17 protein-coding genes and 2 tRNA genes are annotated in these 19248 nt (G+C 68.1%); 9 read left to right on the forward strand and 10 right to left on the reverse strand.

Annotated features, from left to right (window positions below):
- Window positions 1-13: 13 nt before the first annotated feature.
- Both A9976_RS09895 and A9976_RS09900 read right to left on the reverse strand, forming a co-directional pair.
- A complete protein-coding gene (locus A9976_RS09895) occupies window positions 14-781 on the reverse strand; it encodes a hypothetical protein (protein WP_183018863.1) in 768 nt (255 codons plus the stop codon).
- 22 nt (window positions 782-803) lie between these two features.
- A complete protein-coding gene (locus tag A9976_RS09900) occupies window positions 804-1268 on the reverse strand; it encodes a low molecular weight protein-tyrosine-phosphatase (RefSeq protein ID WP_183018864.1) in 465 nt (154 codons plus the stop codon).
- On the opposite strand from A9976_RS09900, the gene A9976_RS09905 reads away from it, so the two are divergent.
- Window positions 1267-1602 (forward strand): hypothetical protein, encoded by a 336-nt coding sequence (locus A9976_RS09905; RefSeq protein WP_259649160.1) that lies wholly within the window; start codon window positions 1267-1269, stop codon window positions 1600-1602. The genes A9976_RS09900 and A9976_RS09905 overlap by 2 nt on opposite strands.
- A gap of 120 nt (window positions 1603-1722) precedes the next feature.
- Here A9976_RS09905 and A9976_RS09910 read toward each other — a convergent pair whose 3' ends face one another.
- The 5 genes from A9976_RS09910 to nirB all read right to left on the reverse strand — a co-directional run bounded on the left by A9976_RS09910 (window position 1723) and on the right by nirB (window position 5997).
- Entirely contained in the window at window positions 1723-2046 is a 324-nt protein-coding gene (locus A9976_RS09910) for a hypothetical protein (RefSeq protein ID WP_034390963.1), read from the reverse strand.
- 25 nt (window positions 2047-2071) lie between these two features.
- The gene (locus tag A9976_RS09915; protein WP_043823658.1) at window positions 2072-2482 is read right to left on the reverse strand and encodes a GNAT family N-acetyltransferase; all 411 of its coding nucleotides are present in this window, start codon (window positions 2480-2482) and stop codon (window positions 2072-2074) included.
- Between the two features lie 90 nt (window positions 2483-2572).
- Window positions 2573-3034, reverse strand: a complete 462-nt coding sequence (locus A9976_RS09920; RefSeq protein ID WP_183018865.1) for a hypothetical protein — start codon at window positions 3032-3034, stop codon at window positions 2573-2575.
- A gap of 67 nt (window positions 3035-3101) precedes the next feature.
- Window positions 3102-3443: a nitrite reductase small subunit NirD gene (gene nirD / locus A9976_RS09925; RefSeq protein ID WP_183018866.1), complete on the reverse strand. Its 342-nt coding sequence runs from the start codon at window positions 3441-3443 to the stop codon at window positions 3102-3104.
- 37 nt (window positions 3444-3480) lie between these two features.
- A complete protein-coding gene (gene nirB / locus A9976_RS09930; protein WP_183018867.1) occupies window positions 3481-5997 on the reverse strand; it encodes a nitrite reductase large subunit NirB in 2517 nt (838 codons plus the stop codon).
- 306 nt (window positions 5998-6303) lie between these two features.
- Between nirB and A9976_RS09935 the strand changes: the two genes are divergently transcribed.
- On the forward strand, window positions 6304-8838 hold the full coding sequence (locus A9976_RS09935; protein ID WP_183018868.1) for an ABC transporter permease: 2535 nt from the start codon (window positions 6304-6306) through the stop codon (window positions 8836-8838).
- A gap of 770 nt (window positions 8839-9608) precedes the next feature.
- Here the strand turns inward: A9976_RS09935 and A9976_RS09940 are convergent.
- Window positions 9609-10490 carry a LysR family transcriptional regulator gene (locus A9976_RS09940; protein ID WP_183018869.1) on the reverse strand — a complete coding sequence of 294 codons (882 nt, stop codon included), beginning with the start codon at window positions 10488-10490 and terminating at the stop codon, window positions 9609-9611.
- 238 nt (window positions 10491-10728) lie between these two features.
- On the opposite strand from A9976_RS09940, the gene A9976_RS09945 reads away from it, so the two are divergent.
- The gene (locus tag A9976_RS09945; RefSeq protein ID WP_259649163.1) at window positions 10729-12237 is read left to right on the forward strand and encodes an MFS transporter; all 1509 of its coding nucleotides are present in this window, start codon (window positions 10729-10731) and stop codon (window positions 12235-12237) included.
- Between the two features lie 39 nt (window positions 12238-12276).
- On the forward strand, window positions 12277-12678 hold the full coding sequence (locus A9976_RS09950; protein ID WP_183018870.1) for a group II truncated hemoglobin: 402 nt from the start codon (window positions 12277-12279) through the stop codon (window positions 12676-12678).
- Between the two features lie 79 nt (window positions 12679-12757).
- Here the strand turns inward: A9976_RS09950 and A9976_RS09955 are convergent, their stop codons facing one another.
- Window positions 12758-14179, reverse strand: a complete 1422-nt coding sequence (locus A9976_RS09955; RefSeq protein ID WP_183018871.1) for an FAD-binding oxidoreductase — start codon at window positions 14177-14179, stop codon at window positions 12758-12760.
- Between the two features lie 335 nt (window positions 14180-14514).
- On the opposite strand from A9976_RS09955, the gene A9976_RS09960 reads away from it, so the two are divergent.
- Window positions 14515-14913, forward strand: a complete 399-nt coding sequence (locus tag A9976_RS09960) for a nuclear transport factor 2 family protein (RefSeq protein WP_013803799.1) — start codon at window positions 14515-14517, stop codon at window positions 14911-14913.
- A gap of 124 nt (window positions 14914-15037) precedes the next feature.
- Window positions 15038-16480, forward strand: coding sequence for an amino acid permease (locus tag A9976_RS09965; protein WP_183018872.1), 1443 nt, complete (start codon window positions 15038-15040; stop codon window positions 16478-16480).
- A 46-nt stretch (window positions 16481-16526) separates the two neighbouring features.
- Here A9976_RS09965 and A9976_RS09970 read toward each other — a convergent pair whose 3' ends face one another.
- Window positions 16527-18056 (reverse strand): PLP-dependent aminotransferase family protein, encoded by a 1530-nt coding sequence (locus A9976_RS09970; protein WP_183018873.1) that lies wholly within the window; start codon window positions 18054-18056, stop codon window positions 16527-16529.
- Window positions 18057-18238: 182 nt separating this feature from the next.
- Between A9976_RS09970 and A9976_RS09975 the strand changes: the two genes are divergently transcribed.
- The 3 genes from A9976_RS09975 (at window position 18239) to greB (ending at window position 19248) form a co-directional block, all read left to right on the forward strand.
- A tRNA-Arg gene (locus A9976_RS09975) sits at window positions 18239-18315 on the forward strand.
- A 172-nt stretch (window positions 18316-18487) separates the two neighbouring features.
- A tRNA-Arg gene (locus A9976_RS09980) sits at window positions 18488-18564 on the forward strand.
- Between the two features lie 117 nt (window positions 18565-18681).
- Window positions 18682-19248 carry a transcription elongation factor GreB gene (greB, locus tag A9976_RS09985; protein WP_013803797.1) on the forward strand — a complete coding sequence of 189 codons (567 nt, stop codon included), beginning with the start codon at window positions 18682-18684 and terminating at the stop codon, window positions 19246-19248.

The following is a 19248-nucleotide window of genomic DNA, read 5'->3' on the forward strand; positions in this document are numbered from 1 at the left end:
GTGGGCCGTGGGCTCAACAAGGCAAGACCTCGAATGCCGAACCAAAAGACGACGCAAGGCCGTTGATGGCCCGTGTGCACACGCGTGCCCGGTTGAATGCGATGTCGCACAGCAGCGCGATGGCAAAGGCCAGATAGGCCATGTAGGCCAGGCCGATGTAACTGCCAAACACAATGGTGTGCAGCCAGTCCTGTGCGAACAGATACAGCATGGCAGTCACCGCCGAGGCGGTCACCAGCACGATGGCGGGCAGTGCCAGCTGCAGCCCCGCCTGCCTGCGTCGCGCCGTCACGCCGGTCAAGGCGAGAAACACCAGCGCATTGGACGCAGTGAAGATCCTGAACTCCCGCACCAGGCTGGCCGTGGTCTGGTGGTAGGCCGACTCGATGAATTCCACCAGCCGGGCTCGCATCTGGATCAGCGATGCCAGCTGGTTGGCTTGGCGTTGCTGCGCGTAGACGGCCTTGCGCTTGCGGCATTCGCAGTCGGCGCGGCGCATGTCGGTCATGACCGAAGCCAGCTTGTCGGGGATGCCTGCCTCGATCTCGCGCCGCACTGCGGCGATCTCGCTCTCTGTCCTGCCAAGCGCCTTCTGGGCCAGGCCCGCCATGCGCGAGCCTGTCAGCGTATCCAGCTGGGTGCCCAGCCTGCGCTCGATCTCGATGCGGATGATCTCCTTGCCCAGGTTCTCGACCAGCAATGGCGAGGAAAACGACAGGGCGAAGGCTGCGCCGAACACAAGCGTGCCCAGGATGCCGAAGCAAAGAATGAGGATTCGCATGCGCAAGCGGTGCCGTGGCTTGTCAACCCTTGCGCGGCGCCATGCCCAGCGTGGCCAGCAGCCCCGCGCAGGCATCCTCCACCAGGTCCAGCACGTCCTCGAAACCCCGGTCGCCGCCGTAGTAGGGGTCGGGCACTTCGCGTGCCGCGTGTTCGGTGCAGAAGTCCGTCAGCCGCTGTACGCGGTGCCATTCGGACTCGGGGCAGATCCTGCGCGCTGCAGATTCGTTGGCGCCATCCATCACCAGCACCTGGTCGAATGCCCTGAAATCCTCTGCCCGCAGCTGCCGCGCGCGCTGCTGCGAGAGGTCATAGCCGCGCCGTGCGGCATGGGCCTGGGAGCGGTGGTCGGGTGCCTCGCCCACGTGGTAGCCGTGCGTGCCTGCAGAGTCCACTTCGATGCGGCCCGCCAGGCCCGCGTCGGCCACCATTTTCTCGAGCACGCCGTGGGCCGTGGGGCTGCGGCAGATGTTGCCGGTGCAGACCATGAGGATTCTTTTCCTCTTTGTGGCTGGCCTGCTGCCAGCTGACTGTTCCCGAATCTGTTCCATAAACCTCCCTGTGGGTAACGGGCTTCACGACATCTCGATGGCCTGCGATGCCAAGGCGCTCGCCGGAATTTTCCACGCCCCGCACCTGATCTGCCGGGCCGCTTATGCTGCGCCCATGGTGGAACTGCTTTGTTTCTGGATGGCCCGGGTGGGTGCGGCCCTGCTGGAGTTGCGGTTGCTGCGCAGCAGCGACGGCGGCTTCAGGGTGATGCTCATCACGGCGGCCATCGTGGTCATCGTGTGCCTGGCGTTGCTGTCCTTCTACGCCTGAGCCCGCAGGGCGGGCACGGGCAGGCGCCCTGCGGGCGGATTCCATGGTGCCGCGCCGCCGGCACGGGACGTGGCTGAACTCAATGCAGCGCCATCTTGCACGCCAGTGCGGATTCTTCGATCACGGCGGAATCGATGCATCAATCATGTGCGGCCCGGTGATCTTCTGCGACGGGATCCAGACCAGGTAGGACCTCCACATGCCCCGATCATTGCAGTACACAAGGTACTCGCCTGGGTCCAGGCGGCTCTCCCGGTATTGGAATTGCACGCAGCCGATAGCTTGGTTCTTGCCCAGGGCGATGGCGATGTCTCGGCTGAAATCAGTTCTCCAAGGACCGGGATAGCGCTCGGTGAGCGGCACACTTTTCGGCGCAGGCACAAGGAAGGCCACGGCCAAAAACGCTGCGGCGATCACTGCCGCTGCTCTCAGTTTGTTGTTCATCTCTGTCTAGATCGGGCCTCTGCAGTCAAACAATGCGCAAGGACATGCCCGCCTTTTTGGGCAGCAGGGAGGGTTCGAACCCATAGCGGCGATAGAACTCCGGCGTGCCGTGGTCGGCCATGAGGCTGACATAGGCCGTGGGCAGGGCATTGCCGTGGATGTACTGCATCAGGCGCTGCATGATGAGGTGGCCCAGGCCCTTTTTCTGGTGCTCGGGGATGACGGCGATGTCCACGATTTCGAAGAAGCAGCCGCCGTCTCCGATCACGCGGCCTATGCCAACCGGCGTTGCATCGGCATAGACGACCACGCTGAACAGGCCGTTTTTCAGGCCGATGGCGGCCGCCTCGGGCGACTTGCGGCTCAGGCCGGCAGCCAGCCGGATCTGGATGTAGTCCTGGACGGCGGGGACGTGGTCTTCAATGCGGTAGTTCATGGATGGTGAGGGCGCAAGGGGCATATCGGAGGATCGGCAGAGCGCCATCATAGGCAGGCGCCTGCCGGGAGGGCGGGCAGATCGCCGCGCTCAATCCCAGCGATCGATCGTGTAGGCCTGGGTCCATCCATTCGAGACGACACGCAGCGATGCGGTATAGGCATTGCCCTGGTCGCGCAGGTCGATGCCCACGGCAGAGCCTTCGGCCAGGCCGGCCATGGTGACTGCGTTGGAGTGCGCCTCCACCGTGGCGCGCACGCCGTGCAGCTCGGCGCGCAGCAGGCTGGGGAACAGCGCAGTTCCCACGTCGCGGGTTTCGCGCGCGCCGTCCAGCAGCAGGATGATGCCGTCGCCCTGGTGCTTGAAGCGTTCGCCGTCATCGTCCCAGCGGGCCGGCAGCCGGGTGATGCCCGCCACGCTGACCCAGCCTGCGCTCAGGCCGAACTGGGCCGCGGGGGAGCCGCCGTTCCACACATACCAGGAGAACGTATGGTCCCACTGGAACAGGCGCGGTGCGTCTTCGTCCACCGCCGTGGTGATGCCGATATGCAAGGCAGATGGTTCTACCGCGCCATCACGGGACGGGGGGACCCCTCCCCAGGCTGGTCTGCCCGGGACCTCAGTGCAGCGCGACCAGCAACTGTCCGTTTTCGCTGCGCACCGCATGGGCGCGCACGGAGTGCTCGGGCGTTTCCAGGCATTCGCCGGTGGCCAGGTCGAAGTGGTGCTTGTAGATGGGCGAGGCGACGACGATGCGCTCGCCCAGGCTGCCGACCAGGCCGCGTGCGAGCACGCTGGCGCCGCAGCGCGGGTCCACGTTGTCTATGGCGTAGAAGCGGTCTTCGCCAAGGCGAAAGACCGCCACATGCCGGCCTTCGACCAGGGCGCAGACCCCCGTGTCGGGGACGATGTCGCGGGTGGCGCAGACGGGCATCCAGTGTTCTTGGGTGGGGTGTGTCATGGCAGTGCCTTGTCCCTGGTATCGGTGCGGGCCTGGATCAGGCCAGGGCCTCGCTGCGCTCTTCGCTGCGCGCCGGGCGGATCTGGCCGCGCTCCTGCACGAAGACGATGTGCTCGTCGGGCTGGTCGCTGTTGATGAAGCTGCGAAAGCGCTGGCGCACTTCGGGCGTGGTGACGGCGGTCTTCCATTCGCACTGGTAGGTGTCCACCACGTGCTGCATCTGTGCGTCCAGTTCGGCGCCCAGGCCCAGGCTGTCGTTGACCACCACGTCCTTGAGGTAGTCCAGGCCGCCTTCCAGGTTCTCGCGCCAGGTGCTGGTGCGCTGCAGGCGGTCGGCCGTGCGCACGTAGAACATCAGGAAGCGGTCGATGAGCTGCAGCAGCCTTTCCTTGGACAGGTCGGAGGCGATCAGCTCGGCATGGCGCGGCTTCATGCCGCCGTTGCCGCAGACGTAGAGGTTCCAGCCCTTGTCGGTGGCGATCACGCCCACGTCCTTGCCCTGGGCCTCGGCGCATTCGCGCGTGCAGCCCGAGACGCCGAACTTGATCTTGTGCGGCGCACGCAGGCCCTTGTAGCGGTTTTCCAGCTGCACGGCCAGGCCCACGCTGTCGTCCACGCCGTAGCGGCACCAGGTGGAGCCCACGCAGCTTTTGACGGTGCGCAGCGACTTGCCGTAGGCATGGCCGGACTCGAAGCCGGCGGCGATCAGCTCCTCCCAGATCAGCGGCAGCTGCTCCACGCGCGCGCCGAACAGGTCCACGCGGGCTCCGCCCGTGAGCTTGGTGTACAGGCCGTATTTCTTGGCCACCTGGCCCACGGCGATGAGGCCGTCTGGCGTGACCTCGCCGCCGGGCATGCGCGGCACCACGGAGTAGCTGCCGTCCTTCTGGATGTTGCCCAGGTAGTAGTCGTTGCTGTCCTGCAGGCTGGCGAGTTGGGGCTGCAGCACGAACTCGTTCCAGCACGAGGCCAGGATGCTGGCCGCCAGCGGCTTGCAGACATCGCAGCCCAGACCCTTGCCGTGGCGGTGCAGCAGCTCGTCGAAGGTCTTGATGCCGCCCACGCGCACCAGGTGGTACAGCTGCTGGCGCGAATGCGGGAAATGCTCGCAGACATGGTTGTTGACGGCCATGCCGCGCCGGGCCATCTCGGCCTTCATGACCTGGGTGGCCAGCGGCACGCAGCCGCCGCAGGTGGCGCCGGCCTGGGTGCAGGACTTGAGCTCGGCCATGGTGCAGTTGCCTTCGCCCACGGCCGCGCAGATCTGCGCCTTGGTGACGTTGTTGCACGAGCAGATCTGCGCCGTGTCGGGCAGGGCGTCCACGCCCAGGCCGGGCCTGGCCTTGCCGTCGCTGGAGGGCAGGATGAGGAACTCGGGCTCCTCGGGCAGGGCGATGCCATTGAGCGTCATCTGCAGCAGCGTGCCGTACTCATCGGCATTGCCCACCAGCACGGCGCCCAGCAGCTGGCGGCCGTCCTCGCTGACCACGATCTTCTTGTAGACCTGCTTGCGCTCGTCGATGAACTGGTAGTTGCGGCTGCGCGGCGTCTTGCCCTGGGCGTCGCCGATGCTGGCCACATCCACGCCCATGAGCTTGAGCTTGGTGCTGAGATCGGCCCCGCCGAAGGCGGCCTCGGCCTCGCCCGCGATGTGGCGGGCCGCCACGCGCGCCATGTCATAGCCGGGAGCCACCAGGCCGAAGGTCTGCTCGCGCCAGGAGGCGCATTCGCCAATGGCGTAGACATTGCGGTCGCTGGCGCGGCAATGGTCGTCCACGGCCACGCCGCCGCGCGGGCCTATGGCCAGGGCGCACTGGCGCGCGATCTCGTCGCGCGGGCGGATGCCGGCCGAGAAGACGATCATGTCGGTCTCCAGGTGCGTGCCGTCGGCAAACACCATGCGGTGGCGCGCCGTGGCGCCGTCGGTGATCTCCAGCGTATTGCGGCCCGTGTGCACCTGCACGCCCAGGTCCTCGATCTTGCTGCGCAGCACGCGGCCGCCGCCGTCGTCCACCTGCACGGCCATCAGGCGCGGGGCGAACTCGACCACATGGGTCTCCAGGCCCAGGTCGCGCAGGGCCTTGGCGCATTCCAGGCCCAGCAGGCCACCGCCCACCACCACGCCGGTCCTGGAGCGCGCGGCCGATGCCTGCATGGCCTCCAGGTCCTCGATGGTGCGGTAGACAAAGCAGTGCGGCCGGTCGCGCCCCGGCACGGGCGGCACGAAGGGCGCCGAGCCCGTGGCCAGCACCAGCCTGTCGTAGGGGATGACCTCGCCATCGGCCGTGGTCACGGTGCGGTCGCGCCGCTCCACCGTTGCGGCCCTGGCGGCCAGGCGCAGCGCGAAACCGCTGGCCTCGAAGAAGCCGGGCTCGACCAGGCTCAAGTCCTCGGCGCTCTTGCCCGAGAAGAACTCCGACAGGTGAACGCGGTCATAGGCGGCGCGTGGCTCCTCGCACAGCACGGTGACGTTCGCATCCGCCACGCCCAGGGCATGCAACTGCTCGAGGAATTTATGGCCCACCATGCCGTGGCCGATCACAACGATGTTCATCTGGCGTCCTGCGTTCTGCATCCAGTGTTTGCGGGGCCGCAGGCTGTGGCCGGCGGGTCAGCGCAGCCAATGCAAGCGCCGTGCCAGCATGCGGTGCAGCGCCTGCCCGTGGTGCATGGCTGTACGGCCGGCAGGCAGCGTGCACCGCAATGCGCCCGCCGCACCGTGCAGGGGCGGGGTGCGCCGTGGTGGTGCAGGGCGGGAGATCACCGCATCGAGGGGGCGGGCTTGTCGCGCATCGGGCCCACGCCTGCCAATAGCCGTTGCGCGATGCTGCCCATCGCTGCCTGCGCTAATCTGCGCGGCATGAATGGATCTTCTGCATGGACCCTGGGTTGGCGCACCCTGTGGCGCGACCTGCGCGCGGGCGAGTTGCGCCTGTTGATCGTCGCCGTGATGCTGGCCGTGGCCGCGCTCAGCTCGGTGGGATTTTTTGCCGACCGGCTGCAGGCGGGGCTGCAGCGTGATGCGCGCCAGCTGCTGGGCGGCGATGTGGTGGTGGTCAGCGACAACCCCACGGCGCCGGCCTTTGCCGAGCAGGCGCGCGCCGAGGGCCTGCAGTCCGTGGAGACGGCCAGCTTTCCGACCATGGCGCGCGCCAGTGACGCCCAGGGCGGCATGAGCCGGCTGGTGGCGCTCAAGAGCGTGGTGCCTGGCTATCCGTTGCGCGGCAGCCTGCGCGTGGCCGATGCGCCGGGCGCGGCCGAGCGGGCCACGCGCGATATTCCGGCGCGGGGCGAGGCCTGGGTCGATGCGCCGCTGCTGGAGGCGCTGGGCATTGGGGTGGGAGACGTGCTGCTGCTGGGCGATGCGCAACTGCGCGTGGCGCGCATCATCGCCATCGAGCCCGACCGGGGCGCGGGCTTCATGAACTTTGCGCCGCGCGTGATGATCGCCTCCGCCGACCTGGCCGCCACGGGTCTGGTGCAGCCGGCCAGCCGCATCACCTACCGCCTTGCCGTGGCCGGCGAAGGCTCTGGCGCCGAGGCTGCCGCGCAGCGCTACCGCCTCTGGGCCGAGCAGCAGGCCAAGGCGCCCGGCGTGCATGGCGTGCGCGTGGAGTCGCTGGACAGCGGCCGCCCGGAAATGCGCCAGACGCTGGACCGCGCCGAGAAATTCCTGAGCCTGGTGGCCCTGCTGGCGGCCCTGCTGTCGGCCGTGGCCGTGGCGCTGGCGGCGCGCGGCTTTGCCAACAGCCACCTGGACGCCTCGGCCATGCTGCGCGTGCTGGGCCAGAGCCAGCGGCGCATTGCGGGCGCCTACACGGTGGAGTTCGTGCTGGTCGGCCTGGCCTCCAGCGCGGCGGGCGTGCTGCTGGGCTGGGCCATCCACCATGTGTTCGTGCTGCTGCTGGCCGGGCTGGTGGAAACCGCCTTGCCCGCGCCAGGCCTGTGGCCTGCCGCCTTTGGCGTGGGCATGGGCCTGACGCTGCTGCTGGCCTTTGGCCTGCCGCCCGTGCTGCAATTGGCGCGCGTGCCGCCGCTGCGCGTCATGCGCCGTGACCTGGGCGCGCTCAAGCCCGCATCGGTGGTTGTGCTGGGCGTGGGCGTGGCCGGCTTTGCCGCGCTGCTGCTGGCCGCCAGCCGCGACATCAAGCTGGGCCTGATCGCCGTGGGCGGCTTTGCCGTGGCCGTGCTGCTGTTCGCGGCCCTGGGCTGGCTGGCGGTACAGATGCTGCGCCGCCTGGTGCACGAGAGCACGGCGCCGCGCTGGCTGGTGCTGGCCACGCGCCAGATCGCCGCGCGCCCGGCCTATGCCGTGGTGCAGATCAGCAGCCTGGCCGTGGGCCTGCTGGCGCTCATGCTGCTGGTGCTGCTGCGCACCGACCTCATCGGCAGCTGGCGCCAGGCCACGCCGGCCAATGCACCCAACCGCTTCGTCATCAACGTACAGCCCGAGCAGGCCGATGGTTTCCGCGCGGCGCTGGACAAGGCCGGCGTCACCTCCTATGACTGGTTCCCCATGATCCGGGGGCGCCTGGTGAGCGTCAACGGCAAGCCGGTCAGCCCCGACGACTTCAGCGAAGACCGCGCCAAGCGCCTGGTGGACCGGGAGTTCAACCTCTCCACCACGGCGCAGGCGCCCGCGCACAACCTGATCACGGCAGGCACCTGGACGCCTGGCGCCAAGGGGGAGATCAGCGTGGAGGACGGCATTGCTGAGACGCTGGGCCTCAAGCTGGGCGACACGCTGGGCTTCGACGTGGGCGGCGTGCCCAGCGAGGCGCGCATCACCAGCCTGCGCAAGGTGGACTGGGGATCGATGCGGGCCAACTTCTTCGTCATCTACCCCGTGGACCACCTGAACGACGTGGCCGTCAGCTACCTGGCCGCCTACCGCGCGCCCGACGTGGCGGGCTTCGACAACGCCCTGGTGCGCGAGTTTCCCAATATCACCAACGTGGACCTGAGCACCACGCTGGCCCAGGTGCAGCGCGTGCTGGATCAGGTGATACGCGCGGTGGAATTCCTCTTCGGCTTCACCCTGGCGGCCGGCCTGGTCGTGCTCTTCGCCGCCGTCACCGCCACGCGCGAGGAGCGCGCCCGCGAGTACGCCATCATGCGCGCCGTCGGCGCCCAGGCCCGGCTGCTGGCGCAGGTGCAGCGTGCCGAACTCGCCGGTGTGGGCCTGCTGGCCGGCTTCCTGGCCAGCTGCGCCGCCGGGGCCGTGGGCTGGGCCTTGGCGCGCTGGGTATTCGAGTTCAGCTGGACCGTGCCCTGGTGGGCTCCTCTGGCAGGGGCCGTGGCCGGGGCCCTGCTGGCCTGGATGGCGGGGTGGTGGGCGTTGCGGGAGGTGTTGAGGAGGCCTGTGATGGATACGTTGAGGCAGGTGGCTGAGTAGGACTTTGATTTCTGTTTTTTGCCCCTGCCGGGCGGTTTCTTTTCGAGGCCGGGTCTCGGCCCGGCGGCCGACCTACTTTCTTGCCGCGCGGCAAGAAAGTAGGCAAAGAAGCGCGCCCCGCACTGCCCACGACCCCTTCGCTTCGCTACGGGGCGACCTGCGTTGGGCGGGATGCGGGGTGTGCCGCAGAACTCGCTGCGCGCTGGCGCGCTTCGCTCAAACAACTGCGGCAAGTCAGATGACGAAGCAGCCCTGTCCTTCGGCAGGGCTGCCACCCCGCATCCCGCCCAACGCAGGCGTGGGCAGAAGGGGGGAGGCTGGGGAACAGCCAACAGCCAACAGCCAACAGCCAACAGCCAACAGCCAACAGCCAACAGCCAACAGCCGGCGCCATCACTGCGTTCGGCTTCAAACCAGGGGCCGAGCGAAGCAAAGGCCCGCACCAACTTCCCGTATGTCAGCGCCTGCGGCGTGGTGGTTGCGGGGTTGCAGTCCTGCCGAAGGACAGGACTGCTTCGTGATCTGACTCGCTGCGGTTGTCTGAGCGGCGCGCGAAGCGCAAAGCGAGTTCCGCAGCGAACCCCGCAACCGCCACGACGCAGGTTGCCCGCAGCGAAGCGGAGGGTCGCGGACATTCGGGTCGCCTTTGCTTTGCCTACTTTCCTTTGGCGAAACAAAGGAAAGTAGGTCGGCCGCCGGGCCGAGACCCGGCCTCGAAAAACAACCACCCGGCAGGGGCAGAAACGAGCAACAGCAGGGGACGGCCCCGTTCAAGACTCCTTGAACAACCTCCCCCCCACAAAATCCACAAACGCCCTCACCTTAGGCGACAACTGCCGGCTCGACGCCCACAGCGCAGAAAACTGCCCCGTGTGCGTCAGCTCCTCGGCCAGCACCCGCTGCAGTTCGCCACGCCGCAGTGCATCGCGCGCCAGGAAGTCGGGCATATAGGCCAGCCCCATGCCCGCCACGGCGGCACCCAGCATGGCTTCCATGTTGTTGCAGACCAGGGCGGCGGGCAGGTGGGGCGGCATGCCGGGGAGCACCCACTCCTCCAGCTTGCCGCTGCTCAGGAAGCGGTAGCGCAGGCAGCTGTGCCGTGCCAGTTCGGCGGGCGATTGCGGAATGCCCCGTGCCGCCAGGTAGTCGGGTGAGGCGGCCAGGATGAAGCGGAACGGCCCCAGCCGGCGCGCCACCAGGCGCGAGTCGGCCAGTTCGCCGCTGCGGATGACCACGTCCAGGCCGGCCTCGACCACGTCCACCAGGTGATCGTTGAAGTCCAGGTCCAGGTCAACCTCCGGGTACAGGGCCTGGAATTCGGGCAGCACGGGCAGCAGGAAGCGGTAGCCGATGGTGGGCAGGCTCACGCGCAGCCGCCCGCGTGGGGCTTGGGCGGCGGCCTGCATGGTGGCGCGGGCATCGTGCAGTTCATCCAGGATGCGGCGGCAGCGCTCGTGGAACAGCGCGCCTTCCTGCGTGAGCCGCACCTGGCGCGTGGTGCGCTGGAACAGGCGCAGGCCCAGTTGCTGTTCCAGCCGCGCCACGTTCTTGCCCACGGCCGAGGCCGAGATGCCCAGGGCGCGCCCGGCCTCGGCAAAGCTCAGCAGGTCGGCTGCACACACAAAGGATTCGAGTCCACTGAAGCTGTCCATGTCGATTGCCAACCCTGGGTTGGGAGTGTGGGGAGTCTGACAGCTATTTTCACGGCATTGCAGCGCTTTTATCGTTCATGCATGCCCGGCCATGTGCGGCCGGGAAATTGCGAAAGCCTTGCCAACCATGTCTTCCTCTCTGACTTCTCCCCGCGCACCGGCTGCGCTCCACGGCACGGAGCGACCGCGTGCATCCCCGGTCTGGGTGCTGTTGTCGGTGTGTCTCGCGGCGCTGGCCATGCCGCTGAGCTTTACCGGGCCGGCCGTGGCCCTGTCTGCGCTGCGCGAGGCGCTGGGCGGCGGGCCGCTGGCGCTCAACTGGGTGACGAATGCCTTCATGCTGAGCTTTGGCGCCACGCTGATGGCGGCCGGCGCGCTGGCCGATCTGCACGGGCGGCGGCGCGTTTTCCTGATGGGGCTGGGCGTGGTGCTGGCCAGCGCGCTGGCCCAGGCCTGCCTGCGCGGGCAGGGGGCCATCATCGGCTTCAATCTGCTGCGCGGGCTGCAGGGCCTGGGCGCGGCCGCCGCGCTGGCGGGTGGCACGGCGGCGCTGGCCCAGGTATTCGATGGAGCGGGGCGCATGCGGGCCTTCAGCTGCGTGGGCACGTCGTTCGGCGTGGGCCTGGCCTTCGGGCCGTTGCTGTCGGGCTGGTTGCTGGGCGTGGCGGGCTGGCGCGGCGTGATGCTTTGCGTGGCCGCCGTGGCGCTGGCCGCGCTGGTGCTGGGGCTGCGTTGCATGCCGGAGTCGCGCAATCCGCAGGCGCAGCGGCTGGACCGGGCTGGTGCGCTGCTGTTCACCGCGGCCCTGGCGCTGCTGACCTGGGGCGTGCTGCAGGGGCCGGAGGCGGGCTGGTCCAGCGGGGCGGCGCTGCTGCCGCTGGCCGGTGCCGCGCTGGCGCTGGCGGCCTTTGTGGCCGTGGAGCGGCGCGTGCAGCAGCGCACGGGGCAGCCCATGCTGGACCTGTCGCTGTTTCGCTATCCGCGTTTCGTGGGCGTGCAGTTGCTGGCGGGTGCGCCGGCCTATGCCTTCGTGGTGCTGCTGGTGCTGCTGCCGGTGCGCTTCATCGGCGTGGAGGGCATGGCGCCGCTGCAGGCGGGGCAGCTGATGTTTGTGCTGTCCCTGCCCATGCTGTTCGTGCCGTTGCTGGCGGGCTGGCTCACGCGCTGGGTTTCGGCCGCGCTGCTGTGCCTGGCGGGGTTGCTGGTTTGCGCGGCGGGCCTGCTGTGGCTGGGCGGGTGCGCGCCGGGCACGGCCTTTGCGCAGATGGCGCCCCCGCTGCTGCTGATCGGCCTGGGCATCGGGCTGCCCTGGGGGTTGATGGATGGCCTGGCCGTGAGCGTGGTGCCCAGCGAGCGCGCCGGCATGGCCACGGGAATTTTCAGCACGGTGCGCGTGGCGGGCGAGGGCATGGCGCTGGCGCTGGTGGGCGCGGGGCTGGCCGCATTGCTGGCATGGCGTCTGTCGGCCCTGGCGCCTCAGGCGCCCCAGGCGATGCAGGCAGTGCAGTCCTTGCATGCCGCCGGCCGCGCGGCGCAGTTGCTGGTGACAGGGAACATCGCCGAGGCCATGGCCCTGCTGCCCGGCCTGTCTGCACCCGCCGTGTTGGCGGCCTATGGCCAGGCCTTTGGCATCTTGCTGGATGTGCTGGCGGGCATCACGGTGCTCACGGCGCTGGCGGTGTACGGGTTCCTGCGTGCCGGGGCCCCCACGGATACCGGTGCGGGCACGGACATGGCACATGCCTGACAATCGCGGGTTTCACTCAGCCGCCAGCCGCTTTTCGCCATGTCAGAGGAATCCCAGCACAACGCCCCCCAGACCCCGTATGAATGGATCGGCGGCGAGCCCAGGGTGCAGGCCCTGGTGGACCGTTTCTACGATCTGATGGACCTGGAGCCCGGCTACGCCGAACTGCGCGCCGCCCATGGCAGCACGCTGGCCGATGCGCGCCAGAAGCTGTTCTGGTTCCTGTGCGGCTGGCTGGGCGGCCCCGACCACTACCAGGACCGCTTCGGCCATCCGCGCCTGCGCATGCGCCACATGCCGTTTTCCATCGGCATCCTGGAACGCGACCAGTGGGTGGCCTGCATGGACCAGGCCATGGGCGAGACCGGCGTGCCCGAGGAGCTGCGCGTGCGCCTCAAGGCCAGCTTCATGAACACGGCCGACTGGATGCGGAACCGGTAGCAGGTGGCTGACCCCGGCGCCGCTGAAAAAAGGGCCGGCCCCCTGCAGGTGGCCGGCCCAAGCAGCAAACGGCTGGGGTTCAGAGCTTTTCGTCGCGCATGTAGTACCAGTGGTACAGGAACCGCTGCCCCAACCGGCGAAACGGCGCAAACGCCGGTGAGCGCACCATGTTGAAGACGTTCGGATACTCCAGCTCCGAGTTGTAGATGGGCAGCTCGAAGGTCTTGCTCTGGCGCCCCGCGATGCGCTCGGCCATGCGACGGCCCGCGTGGGCCGAGAAGGAGACGCCGTTGCCACCGTAGCCCACGGCGTAGAAGATGCTCTGGGCCGGATCGGGCTGGAAGACGCGCGGCATCATGTCGTGGCTCACATCGACCCAGCCCCACCAGGAGTAGTCGATGGTGATGCCTTCGAGCGCCGGGAACTTGCGGTGCAGGCCGTCCACCAGCTTGGCCATGTGGATGGGGTTGGGCGCATCGGCACCCGTGACGGCGCTGCGGCTGCCGATCTGCACGCGGTTGTCGGGCAGGCGGCGGTAGTAAAAGCGCAGCGTGCGGGTGTCGGTGATGACCTGGGTGGTCTTGAAGCCCGTGGCCTCCAGCTCCTGCTCGGTCAGCGGCCGCGTGACCAGCGAGTTCGAGAGGATGGGCATGATCTTGGAGCGCAGGCTGCCATGCAGGGTGTTGCTGGTGTAGCCGCCCGTGGCAAAGCCCACGGCGCGCGCCCGCACGGTGCCGCCGGGCGTGCGCAGGTGGTGCACGCCGTTGCGCGTCTCGACGCCCAGCACCGGACTGGCCGGGTGCACCTTGACGCCCAGCTCCCGCGCCTTGCGCAGGTAGCCGAAGGCCAGCTTGAGCGGGTGCACGCCGATGCCGTCGGGCTCGTGCATGGCGCCGTGGCTGTCGGCATCGTTCACATAGTCGCGGCGCAGCTCCTCGGGGCTGAGCATGCGGGCGTCGTAGCCGAAGACCTCGCGCATGATCTGGGTCTCGTTGCGCAGGAAGTCGAGTTTCTTTTCGCGGTGGGCGATGTAGAGGTGGCCGCCGGGCTGGGGCTCGCACTCGGGGAATTCGGCCACCAGGTCCTTGAAGGTCTGGAAGCCCTCGCGGATCTCGGCGTCGAGCTTGAGCGCCACGTCCTTGCCCCAGCGTGCGATCCATTGCGAGCGGTACAGGCGCCCGCTGGCGTTCTGCCCCTGGCCGCCGTTGCGGCTGGTGCAGCCCCAGGCGGTCTGGTTGGCGTCCAGCACCACGGCGCGTATGCCGTGCTCGCGCGCCAGGAACAGCGCCGTGGCCAGGCCCGTGAAGCCCGAGCCGACGATGGCCACATCCACGTCCATGTCGCCGCTGACGGGGCCGTCATCATCTGGCGGGCGTCCCGCCGTGCCGACCCAGTAGGTGGGCGCATAGCCCGTGCCATGGCCCGGGTTGGCCGCCACCAGCGGGTCGTATTTCGGGTCATAGGGACGCAGGTGGCTGGGGCGGATGTCCTCGGCTTTCATGGCGGATGTCTCCTGGTGCGGCGGCTTGGGATCTGCCGCTTTTTGCTATGGATTCGGTGGAATGGGGCCAATGCCGGCGAGCCCTGCAAGGCGGTGCGCCGACGATGGAATCAGCATAGCCAGCAGGCCATGGAGCCAGTTAGCGCCACAGCCAAGCTTTCGATAGAGCCAGTGGCGGCCGGTGCGCGCGCCTGGACCTAACGATTGATGGCATCTGGTTCTAACGGGTCCGTGTGCCTGCTACCTACCATGGCCCATCGACATTTCGATGACGCGGCGCGGCGGCCCTGCCCGGGGCCCGGCGCCGTGGTACCCACCACAGACAAGGAGACAGCATGAGCGCAGACACCAACCCTCCGGATGCCCAGTTCCTGGCCCGCTTCGCCGAGGCCTGGAACCGCCACGACATCGAGGCCCTGATGGGCTTCATGGCCGATGAATGCGAGTTCCACGCCGTGGCCGGGCCCGATCTCATGGGCCGCAGCTTCGTCGGCCGCCAGGCGGTGCGCGAGGGTTTCCAGATGGCCTGGCAGGCCTTCCCCGATGCGGCCTGGCTCGATGGAGACCATTTCGTGCAGGGCGACCGTGGCGTGTCCGAGAGCACCTTCAAGGGCACCAAGGCCGACGGCCTGCGCGTGGAAGCGCGCATGGTGGATGTCTTCACCTTCAAGGACGGAAAGATCGCCGTGAAGAACGCCTTCCGCAAGGACCGCCCGCCGGTGGCGGCCGCCTGACGGCGCGGGGCCTTGCGGCCCCGTGCCACCGGGAACACCGGATACGCCACGGCAAGGCGCGCACCTGCGCAGCCACCACAACAGAGCATCAGCCGTGGCGCCTGAACGCAACAGGAGACAAGACATGATCGGACATCAGCAAGCCTCTTCGCCGGGGCTTTCACACGGGCTCAAACAGCGGCACATGACCATGATCGCCCTGGGCGGCGTCATCGGCGCCGGGCTGTTCGTGGGCAGCGGCGTCGTCATCAAGTCGGCCGGGCCGGCCGCGATTCTTTCCTTCCTCATCACGGGCCTGCTCGTGGTGCTGGTCATGCGCATGCTGGGCGAGCTGGCCTGCTCCATGCCCGGCGGAGGGTCCTTCTACGAATATGCGCGAGAGGCCTGGCGCGACCGCCCCGGCGTGGGCCGGCTGGCAGGCTTTCTGACGGGCTGGATGTACTGGTACTTCTGGGTCATCGTCGTGGCGCTGGAGGCCGTCGCCGGTGCCGACCTGGTGCGCTACTGGCTGCCCGATGTGCCCAGCTGGAGCATCAGCCTGGTGCTGCTGGTGATGCTGACGCTGACCAACCTGGTCTCGGTGAAGTCCTTTGGCGAGTTCGAGTTCTGGTTCGCCTCCATCAAGGTGGCGGCCATCGTGGTCTTCCTGTTCGTTGCCGGCGTCTACGTGCTGGGCCTGACGCCTGCGTCGCAGGGCATGCACTTCGGCAACCTCACCGGCAATGGCGGCTTCATGCCCAACGGCATCGTGCCGGTGCTGACCGGGGCCGTGGCGGCCACGGGCTTTTACTTCGGCGCCGAGATCGTGACCATCGCGGCGGCTGAAACGGCCGAGCCGCAGAAGGCCGTGGCCAAGGCCACCAGCTCGGTGATCACGCGCGTGCTGGTGTTCTATGTGGGCTCCATCTTCCTGGTGGCCTGCCTGGTGCCCTGGAATGCGGTTGGCATCGCCACGCCGTATGTGAGCGCACTGAACACCATGGGCGTGCCGGCTGCCGCGCAGATCATGAACGCCATCGTGCTGACGGCCGTGCTGTCGGCGCTGAACTCGGGGCTGTATGCATCCTCGCGCATGCTGTTCGCGCTGACGCGGCGCGGCGATGCGCCCCAGGCGCTGGCCAAGGTCAGCCGCAACGGCGTGCCCACGCGCGCCATCCTGGTGGCCACGGTGTTCGGCTACGGCGCCGTGGTGATGTCCTATGTGTCGCCCGACAAGGTGTTCGCCTTCCTGGTCAATTCCTACGGCACGGTGGCGATCTTCGTCTACATCCTGATCGCCATCTCGCAGCTGCGCCTGCGCTCCCGCCTGGAGCGCGAGGCGCCGCACCTGCTCAAGGTGCGCATGTGGTGCTATCCGTACCTGACCTGGTTCGCCATCTTCGGCATGCTGTCCATCGTCATCGCCATGGCCTTCATCCCCGAGCAGCGCACGCCGCTGGCGCTGGGCGTGGCCAGCCTGTGCATCCTGCTGCTGGCCTATGGCGTGCGGCAGTTCCTGCAGCGTGGCGTGGCGCCGGTGGTGTCCTCGCTGTCCGAGGCCGCGCAGCCCGAGCCGCAGAAGTACTGACCCAGGGCGACGGGACCGGCGGGGCCGGTTCCGGCCACTTTTCGCGTTACTCCTCGGGCTGCTCCTCGCGCATCGCATCGGCCAGGGCCTTCACGCCCTGGCCGATGTCGTTGGCGGGTATGGATTGGTAGCCCATGCGCATGAAGCTGCCGGGCGTGCCCGGGCGGGCGAAGAACACATCGCCGGGCTCGATGAGCACGCCATGCGCTGCGGCGCGCTGCGCCAGGGCCTGCACAGGCATGTGGTCGGGCAACTGCACCCAGCACGAGCCGCCGCCGCGCACGGGCGTGATGCGGCAGCCGGGCGCATGCTCGGCCATGGCGGCCGTCAGCGCCGCGTGCCGCTCCTTCTGCGCCTGTGCCAGGCGCCGCTGCTGGGCCTCGTAATGGCCCAGGGAGATGAACATGGCCAGCGTGCGCTGCACGAAGGTGGCGGGGTGGCGGATCATCAGCCGGCGCAGCGCGCGCAGCTCGCGGATCAGCTCGGGCGCAGCCACGATGTAGCCCACGCGCAGGCCTGGCGCCAGGCTCTTGGACAGGCTGCCCACGTAGATCACGCGGTTGCTGCGGTCCAGGCTCTTGAGCGCCGGAATGGGCTGGCCGTCGAAACTGCTCTCGCTCTCGTAGTCGTCCTCGATGAGGATGATGTCGTGCGCCTCGGCCATTTCCAGCAGCGCCTCGCGCCGCGCCAGCGGCATGGTCACGCCCGTGGGGCACTGGTGGCTGGGGGTCACGTAGAGGTAGTCGAGCTGGCGCAGCAGCGGCGTGACCGGCAGGCCCTGGCCGTCCACCGGCAGCGGGATGACCTGTGAAGTGCGGCTGCTGAAGATGTTGCGCGCGTCGGGGTAGCCGGGCTCCTCGATGCCCACGGCCGTGCCCTCGCGCATCAGCAGGTCGGCCACCATGTACAGGGCGTGCTGCGCACCCACGGTAATGATCAGCTCGTCGGCCGAGGCCCAGACGCCGCGGCGCGGCAGGATCTTGGTCTGCACCTGCTGGATCAGCATCTCGTCGTCGCGCGCGATCTGGTCGGGCGCCCACTGGCGTATGTCCAGCACGCCCAGGGCCTTGAGGCAGCACTCGCGCCAGGCGGCCGTGGGAAACAGCTCCTTGTCGAACTGGCCGTACAGAAAGGGATAGGGGTAGCGCTGCCAGTCCTCTTCCTTGACGATGCTGCGCTGCTGGCTGGGCAGCAGCCACAGGCGCCGCGACCAGTCGGTGCGGCGGCCTTCGCCAGGGGTGCTGCTGGCCGCAGCGCCGCCCGGCGTGCGCCCCTTGAGTACCTCGGGATGGATGAAGTGGCCCTTGCGCTGGCGGCTCAGCAAAAAGGCTTCCTCGGCCAGCTGCTGGTAGGCCAGCACGACGGTGATGCGTGCCACGCCCAGGTGGCGCGCCAGCTCGCGGCTGGAGGGAATGGATTCGCCGGGTGCGAGGATGCCCGAGAGGATGGCATCGACCAGCATCTCGCGGATCTGGCCCTGCAGGCTCAGGGAGGGGCGGGCGCTGCGGCGAAACAGCTGCCCCCACATGGCGCCCTCGGGCGGTTGCGGCTGCGTGGCCGCGCGCTTGTCTGTCATGTCTTGTCGTTCCCGCCGCTGCGGCGGGCCGCTCGCTGTGTTTGTCTCCCGCGCAGGTGCAGGGCAGGGCCTGCAACCGCGACCGGCCAATATAGGCCAGCCGGTGCGCCACGGGGCCCGGAGTTTGCGATGGTTGCAATTTTTGCGGAGAGGCCGGAAATTGATATACAATCGTTGTCTTGGCGGCTGTAGCTCAGCTGGATAGAGTACTTGGCTACGAACCAAGGGGTCGTGGGTTCGATTCCTGCCAGCCGCACCAAAACGACAAGCCTCAGAACTGCAAAGTTCTGAGGCTTTTTCGTTTCAGGCGCCACGCACAGAGGCCGTGGCAATGGTCCAGGCAATGGCCCAGTCGTTGGTCAACGGTTATTTTTCGATATTTTCATGGTTTTCCGTAAGCGTTCAAAAAGCACGCTATAATTCGAAGCTTGGCGGCTGTAGCTCAGCTGGATAGAGTACTTGGCTACGAACCAAGGGGTCGTGGGTTCGATTCCTGCCAGCCGCACCAAAACGACAAGCCTCAGAACTGCAAAGTTCTGAGGCTTTTTCGTTTGTGCTCAGTTGGTGTCGTGGTTTGTGCGGCGTCTTCGCCTGCTGCGGTGATCTGTGTGAAGATCGGCTCCCTATGAGCAAGGCTTTCACCAAGGAATCCGACGGCGACGACGATGATGAAGTCGGCCTGCCGCCCTTGCCGCCGGGCGGCAAGAACTACATCACGCCCCAGGGCTTCGCGCGGCTGAAGACGGAGCTGCTGGACCTGATCGACAACGAGCGCCCGCGCATCGTGGAGATCGTGCACTGGGCGGCCAGCAATGGCGACCGCTCCGAGAACGGCGACTATCTGTACGGCAAGAAGCGCCTGCGCGAGATCGACCGGCGCATCCGCTTTCTGACCAAGCGGCTGGAGATCGCCGAGGTGGTCGATCCCTCGGTGCATGCCGGCAGCGAGCAGATCTACTTCGGCGCCACCGTCACCTATGTCGATGACGAGGGCGAGGAGCGCACCATCACCATCATGGGCATCGACGAGGCCGACAGCGCACGCCAGCAGGTCAGCTGGATCGCACCCGTCTCGCGCGCCCTGCTCAAGGCCCGTGTGGGCGACGAGGTGGCCCTGCCCACACCCGCAGGTGTGCGCACGCTGGAAGTGCTGGAAGTCACCTACCCGGAGCCGGGCAGCGCCGCCGGGTGA

The sequence above is a fragment of the Delftia sp. UME58 genome (assembly GCF_014170385.1).
In the GTDB taxonomy this organism is placed as follows: Bacteria; Pseudomonadota; Gammaproteobacteria; order Burkholderiales; family Burkholderiaceae_C; genus Comamonas; species Comamonas acidovorans.